This window comes from Brasilonema octagenarum UFV-OR1 (genome assembly GCF_963888615.1).
GTDB lineage: Bacteria > Cyanobacteriota > Cyanobacteriia > Cyanobacteriales > Nostocaceae > Brasilonema > Brasilonema sennae.
In genome coordinates this window covers 1-11,579 of sequence record NZ_CAWPKW010000104.1, presented here as the reverse complement: position 1 = coordinate 11,579, position 11,579 = coordinate 1, and the positions used below count along the sequence as shown (strand labels likewise).

Below are 11,579 nucleotides of genomic sequence, written 5' to 3'. Positions count from 1 at the left end.
GTACCGACCAACCCCCAATCTAAAATCTAAAATTTAAAATCTAAAATCGTCCCGGCCAATCTATAGGGGAAAAAGTAAAGGTTCATTCCCCTTCCAGGGCGAACCCATCTTAATTGTTAATAATATTGGGAAATTAAATCAAACTATCTAGAATAGAGCAAATTGTCCTGTTTGAATAATGAAGATAAATCAAAGAAGAAATTCAGATATTAAATACTTATAGTGAATACCTATTCTCAAAGAAATTGGGTAGAAGTCTTTTATTACGTATTTACAGCTTATGCCTTGATAGCTTTTTTTACTGCCTCACCGACTTTTCAAACATCCTCTTAGTGTTCTGTACCTATACTTTTATCCTTATTTAGCAAGTTTGGTAGCACCAGCGCAACGAGATTTGCCGTTGGGCGATGGTGCACAGCGTTCTCCCCTCTGCACCATCGCCCAACAGATAGAAAATCAAATTTGTAGTTGGTTTACGATGAAATCAGATGGAGAATTTAGAAGGAAGCTAAAGACTTTCCCTAAATTATATTGTCATTTGAGTATATATGCCATGAAAAGCCTGAATTATCCTGGCTGGGCGCGTTCCTTGAAAGTATTTCTTGTTGGTGCTGCACTGACGTTGAGTGTTGTTAGTCAACCTTCAGGTGAAGTTTGGGCGCAATCAAAAAGCCAGACGGTTAAACAACAAATACTAGCGCTACGACAATCCGAACAGCGTTGGATTCAAATTAAGCTTTCAAACCAACGCTTAACAGCTTGGGAAGGTGACAAACCTGTTTATACATTTATTATTTCTACAGGTAAGAAATCTACCCCGACTCCTACTGGTGTTTTTAAAATTCAATCCAAGCAGAAGTCTGCTCGAATGCAGGGTGAGGACTATGATATTCCCAACGTTCCCTATACTATGTATTACAGCGGAAGTTATGGAATTCATGGTGCTTACTGGCATAAAAAATTTGGAACACCAGTAAGTCATGGCTGTACAAATATAGCTCCCAAAAACGCTAAATTGCTGTTTAACTGGGCATCGATAGGAACGCCTGTCGTGGTGCAAAGGTAGGGAATGTTTTGTAGTAAGCGTTGATACCCTCCGGGTTCGCCAGATGCCTACGGAGGGAGACCCTCCTGCAGCACTGGTCTCACCTCACCCCGCCCTCACGGGCACCCCTCTCCTTATTAAGGAGAGGGGATAGAGGTAATTGAGCCAGAACTTGGTATCAAAAGCTTACTACAAGCCATGTTTATTCAGTTTCCCTGTTAAGCGTTCCCTGTTTCCTGTTTTAACTCAACTGCGCCACAACTTGATTTTCCAACAGCGTTTCACTTGTCAACAAGTCCTCAACTGTGATTCGCAAAAAGCGTTGTTCATCAACTTGAAAGCCGACTTTGATGCGATCGCTCCCCGGAAATCCTGGTGGTGTCAGTTGAGCAATTGATCTTGCCCCATCTTTATCGTTAAGGGGTTTGACGTTTGTTTGACAGCTGGCTGGAGTGCGAGTAATCAGGCGATCCCCATCAAAATAAACTTCCGTACCGCCCGTATCCGCACTCAACTCACCCATAATTAATTCTACGCTAGGCTGACTCTCCATAGAAGCGCCCAAAACTAATTCTACTGCTTGACTCATTGGGTAAGGCTGACCAGCACTAACGATAGGATGCCAACTATGGCATTTGTTGCGGCGATCCCAATAACGGATACCATAGCTATGGTAGAGAAAATCTTTCACTTCCACGCCTTGAGCAACTTGTAAAGCGCCTTGAGCAATGGCTTCAAAAGGACGCTCACAACGAATTTTTTCTGGTTCAAAATACTGCTTAACCCATGTTTGTACTGCGCTCAGTTGTACAGTTCCACCGACAAGTAAAACAGCGTTAATATCTGAAACTTCTATCCCTTGGCGTCGTGCTTGCTGCAACAGAGAAGTCATCGACTCATCAAGTCGTTCAAAAAATGCGTGTTCTGCGAGGATAGTTTCTAGAGTGTCGCGGTTGAGATCTAACTCATAACTCTCAAACGTCTCATCGTTGAAATAAACTTCGCTTGCTTGGGTTTGGCTTGAAAGTTGAATCTTCACTCTTTCCGCCAGTCGTGTTGTCAGAGGACTCACCACCAACCCTTGAGTTTTGGCAAAGTAATCAACCAGCCAATTATCGATGTCAGTACCACCCAAATTTTGCCCAGCTTTCGCCAACACGCGAGCGGTTTTTACCTTTTGCTTTGAGTCTTCGGCTAAGGACTTGTTACCCCACTTGAGAAGAAATCCTACGGGTTTTTGAGTTCTTTGCACGGTTTGATCTAGCCGCACCAAAGATAAATCCAACGTTCCGCCGCCAAAGTCAATTACCAAGAGAATTTCTTGGTCTACCATACCATAACCCAAAGCTGCTGCTGTCGGTTCATCCAGCATCCGCACCTGTTCGACGTTTAGGGTTTGGCAAACTTGTCCCAGCCAGTGGCGATAAGCCTCAAAGCTGTCTACAGGTACTGTTAACACCAGAGAATCTATTCCCCCTTGCAGTGGTGCCAATTGCTCAATGATTTGAGAGAGGAACAATTGCCCCACCCGCTCAAAGGTGATCATTTGTCCATCCAACTCTGGTAAGAAACCTTGGATGTCTGCACCAATACCGCGTTTAAAGCTGCGGAAAAATCGCGGGTCATTTTTTAAATCAAGACCGCGATCGCGCACTTGTTGACCCAATAACACTTGCCCCTTCGAGGCATCTTCAACATAAACCAAGCTAGGAATCAGTGGGGGATTGAGACCTTGTTGAATGGATAAACCAGGTATATTGAGAGTTTCTGGTTGTTGGGTGACAGGGTTCCAGCGAGCGATGACTGTGTTGCTTGTACCAAAATCTATTGCTATTGCCATAACTTTTTTATAATCTCACGCAAATATGCAACGCATGAGATTATTTTCTCATTAGCTATTGTATGTTCACGAGCGCAGTTCTCCTCAACACCAGTTTTACCAGCACTATGCTCAAAGAAATAATTTCTATAGGAATCCGGTTTGGTTTATGTTCGCGCTTCGTGGCGTATCTCCGTAGGAGACGCACGCAAGAGCAGCGGTAGCCGTGACCGTACCCGCTAGCCATACTTACTAGTTGAGCTAGGGAACGCTTAACAGAAAACATAAACTGTACTGACTTTTTTTTCAAAAAGTATATATTATTATCAAGAAAAACTCAATTTAGTCATGTGCCAAAAGAAAGATTGTTTTTTTTCAATATTTCTGTAAATATAATTACAAAGCTAGATGTAACATCGCTCCTCTAGACAAATATCATTCAAACGATGCGGAAAAAGCGGCAACAGCCCCAAGTTGAACAACACACAGCCTGTACTGATGAAAAATTTTTCGCTGCTTATGAGCAGATAAAGTTTTTACGTGAGCAGGCAGAGTTTTTGTGTGAGTTGGTAGAGAGCCAAAACCTACATTTGCAGTACAAACAGCAGCAACCCGAAGAGGTAGAGCAAGAATTAAAGGCGACAAACCAAAATTTGTGTATTGCAAGAACACTCAACACTCTTTGAGGGTAAAGAACTAGCAACAGACAATTTCTAAAATTGAAAAATCTGCTAGCGAGTCAGTAGTAGAGCGACTTACTATGATCAATGATGAAGAAGTTCAATCAGAAGAATTGCACAAGATGGACAAGATAATTTTTCAAAAAAATACTTTCAATAAGGAAATTGCTAATGAAATTATAGCTCATTCCAAGAAACTTAGAACTGATTCACAAGAGCTTAAGGCTCGGTATATAAAGCTTGGTTGTCAGTTTGTTACCTTCAAAGCTCACTACGCTCAATTTAATAAAAATTGGACTCAGCTTAGAAAAACAACAAAATAAAAAATTAAGTTTTGGGAATGATCTCAAAGTAAAGTAGTTGAAATATTGTTTATAATTCACGCTTATTATCAAAGAGTTATTTGAGTTATGAATGAAAGAGCAAAAAAATTAGAGAAGTCCTCCCAGGAACGTATACAAATAACAAATGAACATCTCCAGGGTTCTCAGGAGCATATGAAGCAAACAAGGGAAATCTTGGAAGAATCAAAAAAGTGGCTAAACAAGATCAAGCCGCACTTAGACACCCAAGATTAGGGAAGGGAACTTAACGCAGCCACCAAGAACGTAAATGGGCGATCGCCTCTTCCTTGCTTTTTGCTTCGACTTCTATCCAAGGCGCTTCTCGGTAAACATTGGGCATAGCGTTAATAAAATCACTATGCTTCCTATCACCGAAAGCTTGTTGACCGTTGGAAATGTGGACTAACTGCCAGTCTGGGTTAGCCCAAGTTTCTCTTGCAGCATAAAACATTTGGGCAACACTTGGATCGTCGTAACTGTCTAAACTTTCATGGCAAATATGGTGATGAGCATCAAATACCAATGGTATGCCAGTTCGTTGACAAACTTCTAAAATTTCACTGGAACTGTAGGCGTATTCGTCATTTTCAAAAGTCAAGCGGCTTTTGATGTTTTCTGGTAATTCAGAAATAACATCCACCAGTTGATCCGAACGTTGAGATTTGCCACCATGAATGTTCATTAATGACCAAGAAGAACGCGGTAAACCTAGTAAAGCTAGTGTGCGAGCGTGTCGCTCTAAGATTTTAAGACTTAATGCCACCACTTGCGGTGAATCAGAACTGAGCACAACGTATTGATCCGGGTGTAATACCATTCGGATGCCTAATTTTGCTGCCCTTTGCCCGATTTTGGCTAAATCTGCGCTCATATTCTCTAAAACAGTTGCGCCCACTTCATCCTCCAAGTCACTCATCGCAAATAAAGCAGAGGACATTCGATAAAGCTGTATTGAATTGCGCACACAAAAAGTTAACGCCAAATCTAAGCGCTGTAAGTTCTCCCGATAAATGACTTTTAGGGCGGTTTCACGTTGGTTCTCTGGGAGTTCTAAGTAGCGCTTACGCGTTATTGTCCGGAAGCGCACCTCTTTGGACAATGTAATGCAAACCAATCCTAAGTGCGGTAAAGCAGTTTTTTGCAACTGCTGTGCATTAGGTGAATTGTTAATCACAACCCCTGATGGGGATTTAGACTCCCGCACTGCTGACATATCACATATTGCTATCACTTTCTTGATTTAACTCATTTCTGCCCAGGAATGATCAGTATCCAAAGGCAGAAGTCACCCGCTTGGTGGTGGGTACTTCACGTTATTTATCCAAAAAATAAATCAATCTTTACATTTTAGGATTGAAAACCTATTGACAAAAAGTACATCTAGATTATGTTATCCTCACAACAAGAGGATATGTACCTTTTGGCAGTTATGTCAAGTACCTTAAAAATTGTTAAATTTATGAAATAAATATAAAGTTCAACAGCCAGAGTCAGAAAAACTTTCAGCTGGGGGAAAAATAACACCTGAAATCTACTAGTGGCTGGTATCCGCCGCTGGTGCATCCTCTAACCATCAGATTCTTCACCAAGGTCGAAAATCATGAAAAATCAGCACTCATCAGACTCTAAGCAATTTGTCGGAAATATAAAAAATGGAATTTGGGTGTTTGGTATCTCGTCGTGGCTATTTGGAATCACTGATCGCAGTATTGCTTCGTTTTCCGATGGTTATCTGTCTGCTATGGATCTAACGCAACTATTTACAGCTGGAATCTTCCTTGTGGCTTGGTTGTTTCTCAAGCCTACATCTAGGGTATAGTTCCATTTTCCATGTTTGATTTTGAATGGAATGCACTCTTTAGCCGCGATAAAACTAAAAAAGTAAAGCTTGAATGTCTGATCTCGATCAAATCCATTTTCTACCAATTGCGCTCCTATACGCCCAAAGCCTTATTTGTGAGTACCTTTGAGTTTTTTGATGTCACCATAATTAATGACAATCGAAAAACTTTTGCGCGACTGGTTCTAACTTTTGCCAAATAACATCACTTAAGTTATTTGATTTGGATTTTGTCGAGGTGAGAGGAGGTCTGGAAAGTATAGTTTTGTACTAAATTTTAACTGCTACTCCCCTAAATCCCGGATGCCGGTCATCCCAATTTTGTAAACATAGTGCGAGCTTTTAGGCTCGCACTGCATTTGAACTCAAATTTCATATAAGTATTTTTTACTACAATACAGTTTTCATAGGATTCTTTGTAAGAACAGTAACTTTTGTAGAGACGTTGCCCTACCAAGAGCGCGCTTACTCACATGCAACGTCTCCACATGTGTGATACCAATTGATATGAAATATCCAAAAAAATTTTAAGTTCTTCCGTAAAGATTCACACTGCAATTGTATTTACTTAAAGTCACTGAAAAATTTGTCAATCATGAATAATGAATCCATCAATAAATAGATTCTGTAGCTCTGCAAAGAAAAATCTTGATTTTAGGAAAATTGGTAATTTCTGTAAATATAATTTCCCAAAAAATCATTATTTTAGCCGTTTTCCTTTGGATATAACACCTTATTGCTCAGAAAAATATGTATTTTACCCCTTGAGAACTGCCATAAATTTTATTCAACAATCAGGGAAATCTAAAATTATTCACAATTCATAATTGTTCAGATTGTCCTGCTAAAATGTTGCAGATATTCAACTTCAATATATTCAAGAGACGTCAAATGAGACATGAAAAATTATCTCCCGGACTGCTATTAGCATTTGAAGACTATCAACGGGAAGGACAGCAAGCTTTAACTCCCCAGATCAGAATGCTGAGTATAGTTCCCCCGAAAAACAACCTCAAACCAACCCGTAGCATAGTTTTTATCTACTGTGATGAAAATGCAGACTTGAGTCATTTATCACAACACGGTATTGAAGTCAACCAAAATAGAGGACACGTGCGGACGGCGTTCTTACCCGTACAAAATTTAGACGCCTTATCTGATGACCCTGCGATTGAGCGCATCAAGCCATCGCGGAAACTTAGACTGCACATGGACGTTGCCAAAACCACAGTACACATTCCAGAGTTTAAAAAGAAAAATAGCAACCTTACTGGCAAGGGAGTGATTATCGGTATTATCGACAGCGGTATTGATCCAAAGCACCCCGCCTTTAAAGGACGTATTTTACGTATCTGGGACCAAACACTGTCTGGTTCCGGAGTGATAGAAGGTAAATATGGGGCAGAATTAACTGGCTCACAACTCACAATTTCCCAAGATACAAACGGTCACGGAACTCACGTTGCTGGAATTGCTGCTGGTATGGATGCGACCTATGGTGGTGTCGCACCAGAGGCAGAATTGCTCATCGTCAGAAGCGACTTGGATGAAGGTCACATTGCCGATGCTGTCCGCTACATCTTCCGCGTCGCCCGAGAATTAGGACGTCCAGCCGTTGTTAATATGAGTTTGGGGGGACACTTTGACCCTCATGACGGAACCGACTCGCTGTCAAAAGTTATTGACTCTGTAACTGGTCCTGGACGTATAGTTTGCTGTGCTGCTGGTAACGAGGGCAACGATAACATTCACGCTCAAGCAATTGTTGCTCCTGGTAAAACTCATACCATGCGCTTCAACGTACCATTGAATCAAGCCAGCATAGCAACGTTAAACAGTTGGTACTCTAGTGCAGGTCAATTAGAAGTGTCCTTGCGTAGTCCCAACGGTTTCGTCACCCCCTTCCAACCAGTCATTGCTGATGGCAATTATATCAAGGAATACACCTTACAAGATTCGCAAGTGCAAGTTGCAACACCAAAACGTGATCCAGGCAATGGCGACTATAACGTTTTAGTACAAATTCGTGGTAAAGGAAAGGGCAATTATACTCCACCCGTCCAGGGTGGAATTTGGCAGTTACGGTTCAAAAACACTTCAGCCAAAGATGTACGGTTGGATGTGTGGACATTAGATGGATCCACCTTATTTACCGGTCAAAGTATATCTGACTCAGTGAAAATTGGTTCTCCTGGATGTGCCAGCAGTGCAATTACAGTTGCTGCTTATACAACAAAAGATAAGTACACTGACATAGACAATAAAGCCCAAGAAATGGGTTTCTCTTTGAATACAATTTCTGATTTCAGCAGTGAAGGACCTCTGCGGAATGATGCTAAAAAACCGGATGTCGCAGCACCAGGAGCGATGATTGTTTCTACTCTTTCCTCCAATGCCAACTCTGATCGCTCAACGATCATTAATTCCAAATTCATGGTGTTAGCTGGTACGAGTATGGCTGCACCCTTCGTCACTGGCTTAGTCGCACTGCTGTTGCAGCGTAACCCCAAGCTTGACCCCGCTGCTATTAAACTGCTGCTACGTAAAAATAGTTCCATACCAAAAAAACCAGCCGGAACCTTTGATAGCAAATGGGGTTATGGACTGATTGATGCACAAAATCTGTAGTTGGAGGTACAGATAAATGCATTAAGTCTGTATAAGGATAGGTAATAATAACCTAATAATTTGATAGGTTAATAATAGGGCAAGCAAAAAAGCTTGCCCCTGTTGACTTACTGGAAGGTTTTTATGAATTATCAAAAGCTAGATAGCGCCCTTGCAGTAGCGCTCAATGACGTTAATAACTCACAAGAGCATGGTTTAAAAGTTTTTATTCATACTGAAAATCAAGCAAGATCTACAGATACAACTACTGTATTAGAAAACTTAGGTGTTGCAGATGTAACTCCTGAAAAGGATGTTTTCACAGCAACTCTATCACCAAACGCAATTTCTCAGTTGTCAGAGCAGCCTTGGGTTCAATATATTAAGCTGTCTCAAAATTTGCGCTTGTTTAATCGTAAGTGAAAAACAACAAGTGGATGCTGCTTCGCAACTGCCCGAAGCAGCATCGCTTTTGGGGAAGCGTACTTAAAGAGAAAGCTGCGACTCTAGGTTATGAGTAACGCGCGCTCGCACCATACGCTGTCAAGACTTTTCACTTTTGAGTCATTTAAGCAGTTTCCAACGATGCGCTAGGAAAATGTGGTTTCAATACCTCAAGCCAGCTTGCAATACGTTCATCGGTTTTATCGCTCTCATTCACTTCGTCAATAGGTAGTCCGACAAATTTATCGTCACGTACAGCAAAGGAATATTCGTAAGTATAACCGTCTAGAGGGAACTCACCAACTAAAGTTGCACCTAATTCTTTGAAGTGGTTATATAAAGTACCCAAGGCGCTAACAAACTGTTCTCCGTGAGTTACACAATCACCCGCACCGAATAAAGCAATCGTTTTGCCTGTAAAGTCCGGTTTTTCGATTGACATCTCGAATATAGGATCGCGCCAATCATTTTGGACTTCCCCTGAACCCCAGGTAGAACAACCAAAGAGCAAATAATCGTACTCAAGCATTTGATCGACGCTTTCAAAATCTTCTTCCATGCTGTAAAGATCACAAAGATCCTCACCAAAATGCTCGTGTAGTTTCGTGGCGATTGATTCAGTGATACCGGAAGTACTGCCATAGAAAATAGCCATTTTTGCCATAACAAAAGCTCCTCTGGGTTTGAATGTGTTAGCAGCGTGCCGCAGGCAGCGAATTTTTTCTCCTGTGATCGTTTAGGATGTTTATTTGCAGAGATTCCCAAGATTTGACAGGTTAGAATTTGGCACAAATTCCCTATAATTAGCATTTGAGGTGAAAATTTATAGGCAACCATTGTTCCCACAACAGATGACTGCATCCCTGTTAGTGAGACAATACGCTATAAAGTATGCTACTTAATGAATAGAAATTGGAATGAGCGCTAATTAAATAATATTTAGATTAACAACTAAAAAAAGTTTAAATATTACAAGTGATATTTTCGAGAATTAATGATTGGCTACAGAATTGAATTGATTTTTTGAAGTTTCCCAGGAATCTCAACAAGTATGTAGATAGGTAAAGAAATAAACAAAACTACCATTAGAAATCTAAAAACGCCTAAAACCCTTACTAATGAACGGCAGTTGACGCACTTGTGCTACCCAACCCTACCCTATGGGAAGCCGCGTGAACACTACAAAAGTCTGGGGTTGCCCATTCGCCTACATTCCCCGAACCTACATAGTAGATTTTGAAATTTAGTATTTCTACAAAAAAGTCAAGTGACTAACATAACAAATTATTGGTCATATGAAAATTTGTCATGAGCAATACCATAATCTAGCCTCCCCCCCTTTATCAGTGGTCTCAGCTAGCCCTAAACTGTAGGTGAGAGTTGAAAGGCAGTCAGGAGAAATCTTGTGAAAAAAGTTTTGGCAATAATCCTTGGAGGGGGTGCAGGTACCCGCCTTTATCCACTCACTAAGTTACGGGCTAAACCAGCCGTACCAGTGGCTGGAAAATATCGTTTGATCGATATTCCAGTCAGTAACTGTATAAACTCAGAAATATATAAAATCTATGTTCTGACGCAATTCAACTCAGCTTCGCTGAACCGTCACATCGCTCGTACTTACAGCTTTGCTGGCTTTACGGAGGGTTTTGTAGAAGTTCTAGCTGCACAGCAAACCCCAGATAGCCTCAACTGGTTCCAAGGTACAGCTGATGCGGTTCGCAAGTACTTGTGGTTGATAGAAGAGTGGGATGTAGATGAATATCTTATTCTTTCGGGTGACCATTTGTACCGCATGGACTACCGTCAGTTCGTACAGCGTCACAGGGAAACTGAAGCGGATATTACTCTGTCTGTACTACCAATTGATGAGCGTCGCGCCTCTGACTTTGGCTTAGTGAAAATTGATGAGTCTGGTAGGATAATCAATTTCAGCGAAAAACCCAAAGGTGATGCGCTAAAAGAGATGCGCGTTGATACAACTGTACTGGGATTGACTCCAGAACAGGCTCAAGAACAGCCCCACATTGCCTCAATGGGGATTTATGTCTTTAAAAAAGAAGTTTTGATTAAGCTGTTGAATGAAGCTTCAGAACGGACAGATTTTGGAAAAGAAATTATTCCCGATGCTGCAAACAATTACAACGTTCAAGCCTACTTATACGATGGATACTGGGAAGATATCGGAACAATTGAGGCATTTTATGATGCTAATTTAGCACTGACTAAACAACCTCAGCCATCGTTTAGCTTTTACGATGAAGAAGCGCCAATTTATACTCGATCTCGTTACCTACCTCCCAGTAAAATTTTAGATTGCCAAATCACAGAATCAATGATTAGTGAAGGTTGCATTGTCAAAAATTGCCGGATTGAACATTCGGTGTTGGGAGTGCGATCGCGCATTGAAGCTGGTTGTATTATCCAAGATTCCCTAATCATGGGAGCAGATTACTATCAACCATTTGCTGAACGCCAGTCAGACTCTCAAAGTGGGGAAATTCCTTTAGGGATTGGTGCGAACACCACAATTCGTCGTGCCATCATTGATAAAAATGCTCGCATCGGTTCTGATGTGCAAATTATCAATAAAGATAATGTCCAAGAAGCTCAGCGCGAAAATCAAGGTTTCCATATCAAAAGTGGTATCGTTGTCGTGCTAAAAAATGCCGTCATTCCAGATGGAACCATTATTTAGTCATTAGTGAGACCAGTGCTGCGGGAGGGTTTCCCGACAGCCAGGCTACTGCGTAAGCGCAAGCGCACGCTAAGAGCGTTCGCGCAGCGTCTCCTACGGAGATAC

General features: G+C 41.3%; 10 protein-coding genes. 7 read left to right on the top strand and 3 right to left on the bottom strand.

Going from position 1 to position 11,579, the window contains the following annotated elements:
* Positions 1-553: 553 nt before the first annotated feature.
* Positions 554-1,066, top strand: a complete 513-nt coding sequence (locus AC5590_RS08095; RefSeq protein ID WP_169268464.1) for a L,D-transpeptidase — start codon at positions 554-556, stop codon at positions 1,064-1,066.
* A 220-nt stretch (positions 1,067-1,286) separates the two neighbouring features.
* Here the strand turns inward: AC5590_RS08095 and AC5590_RS08090 are convergent, their stop codons facing one another.
* Positions 1,287-2,885: an Hsp70 family protein gene (locus AC5590_RS08090; protein ID WP_169268463.1), complete on the bottom strand. Its 1,599-nt coding sequence runs from the start codon at positions 2,883-2,885 to the stop codon at positions 1,287-1,289.
* Between the two features lie 425 nt (positions 2,886-3,310).
* Here AC5590_RS08090 and AC5590_RS08085 point away from each other — a divergent pair, with 425 nt between their 5' ends.
* On the top strand, positions 3,311-3,550 hold the full coding sequence (locus AC5590_RS08085; protein WP_169268462.1) for a hypothetical protein: 240 nt from the start codon (positions 3,311-3,313) through the stop codon (positions 3,548-3,550).
* Between the two features lie 74 nt (positions 3,551-3,624).
* Positions 3,625-3,867, top strand: a complete 243-nt coding sequence (locus AC5590_RS08080; protein WP_169268461.1) for a hypothetical protein — start codon at positions 3,625-3,627, stop codon at positions 3,865-3,867.
* Between the two features lie 265 nt (positions 3,868-4,132).
* Here AC5590_RS08080 and uvsE read toward each other — a convergent pair whose 3' ends face one another.
* A complete protein-coding gene (uvsE, locus tag AC5590_RS08075) occupies positions 4,133-5,101 on the bottom strand; it encodes a UV DNA damage repair endonuclease UvsE (protein WP_169268460.1) in 969 nt (322 codons plus the stop codon).
* 387 nt (positions 5,102-5,488) lie between these two features.
* Here uvsE and AC5590_RS08070 point away from each other — a divergent pair, with 387 nt between their 5' ends.
* The 3 genes from AC5590_RS08070 (at position 5,489) to AC5590_RS08060 (ending at position 8,758) form a co-directional block, all read left to right on the top strand.
* Positions 5,489-5,707 carry a hypothetical protein gene (locus AC5590_RS08070; protein ID WP_169268459.1) on the top strand — a complete coding sequence of 73 codons (219 nt, stop codon included), beginning with the start codon at positions 5,489-5,491 and terminating at the stop codon, positions 5,705-5,707.
* Between the two features lie 912 nt (positions 5,708-6,619).
* Positions 6,620-8,356 (top strand): S8 family peptidase, encoded by a 1,737-nt coding sequence (locus AC5590_RS08065; protein WP_169268458.1) that lies wholly within the window; start codon positions 6,620-6,622, stop codon positions 8,354-8,356.
* Positions 8,357-8,479: 123 nt separating this feature from the next.
* The gene (locus AC5590_RS08060; RefSeq protein ID WP_169268457.1) at positions 8,480-8,758 is read left to right on the top strand and encodes a hypothetical protein; all 279 of its coding nucleotides are present in this window, start codon (positions 8,480-8,482) and stop codon (positions 8,756-8,758) included.
* Positions 8,759-8,903: 145 nt separating this feature from the next.
* On the opposite strand, the gene AC5590_RS08055 is transcribed toward AC5590_RS08060, so the two are convergent.
* Entirely contained in the window at positions 8,904-9,443 is a 540-nt protein-coding gene (locus tag AC5590_RS08055) for a flavodoxin (RefSeq protein WP_169268456.1), read from the bottom strand.
* A 741-nt stretch (positions 9,444-10,184) separates the two neighbouring features.
* On the opposite strand from AC5590_RS08055, the gene AC5590_RS08050 reads away from it, so the two are divergent.
* Complete coding sequence (locus AC5590_RS08050) at positions 10,185-11,474, top strand: glucose-1-phosphate adenylyltransferase (protein ID WP_169268455.1); 1,290 nt, start codon at positions 10,185-10,187, stop codon at positions 11,472-11,474.
* The last annotated feature ends 105 nt before the right edge of the window (positions 11,475-11,579 follow it).

Bases quoted from the DNA above. Each gene is read 5' to 3' on its own strand.
- AC5590_RS08095 (WP_169268464.1), top strand. From the start codon at position 554: ATGAAAAGCCTGAATTATCCTGGCTGGGCGCGTTCCTTGAAAGTATTT.
- AC5590_RS08090 (WP_169268463.1), bottom strand. From the start codon at position 2,885: ATGGCAATAGCAATAGATTTTGGTACAAGCAACACAGTCATCGCTCGC.
- AC5590_RS08085 (WP_169268462.1), top strand. From the start codon at position 3,311: ATGCGGAAAAAGCGGCAACAGCCCCAAGTTGAACAACACACAGCCTGT.
- AC5590_RS08080 (WP_169268461.1), top strand. From the start codon at position 3,625: ATGATCAATGATGAAGAAGTTCAATCAGAAGAATTGCACAAGATGGAC.
- uvsE (WP_169268460.1), bottom strand. From the start codon at position 5,101: ATGTCAGCAGTGCGGGAGTCTAAATCCCCATCAGGGGTTGTGATTAAC.
- AC5590_RS08070 (WP_169268459.1), top strand. From the start codon at position 5,489: ATGAAAAATCAGCACTCATCAGACTCTAAGCAATTTGTCGGAAATATA.
- AC5590_RS08065 (WP_169268458.1), top strand. From the start codon at position 6,620: ATGAGACATGAAAAATTATCTCCCGGACTGCTATTAGCATTTGAAGAC.
- AC5590_RS08060 (WP_169268457.1), top strand. From the start codon at position 8,480: ATGAATTATCAAAAGCTAGATAGCGCCCTTGCAGTAGCGCTCAATGAC.
- AC5590_RS08055 (WP_169268456.1), bottom strand. From the start codon at position 9,443: ATGGCAAAAATGGCTATTTTCTATGGCAGTACTTCCGGTATCACTGAA.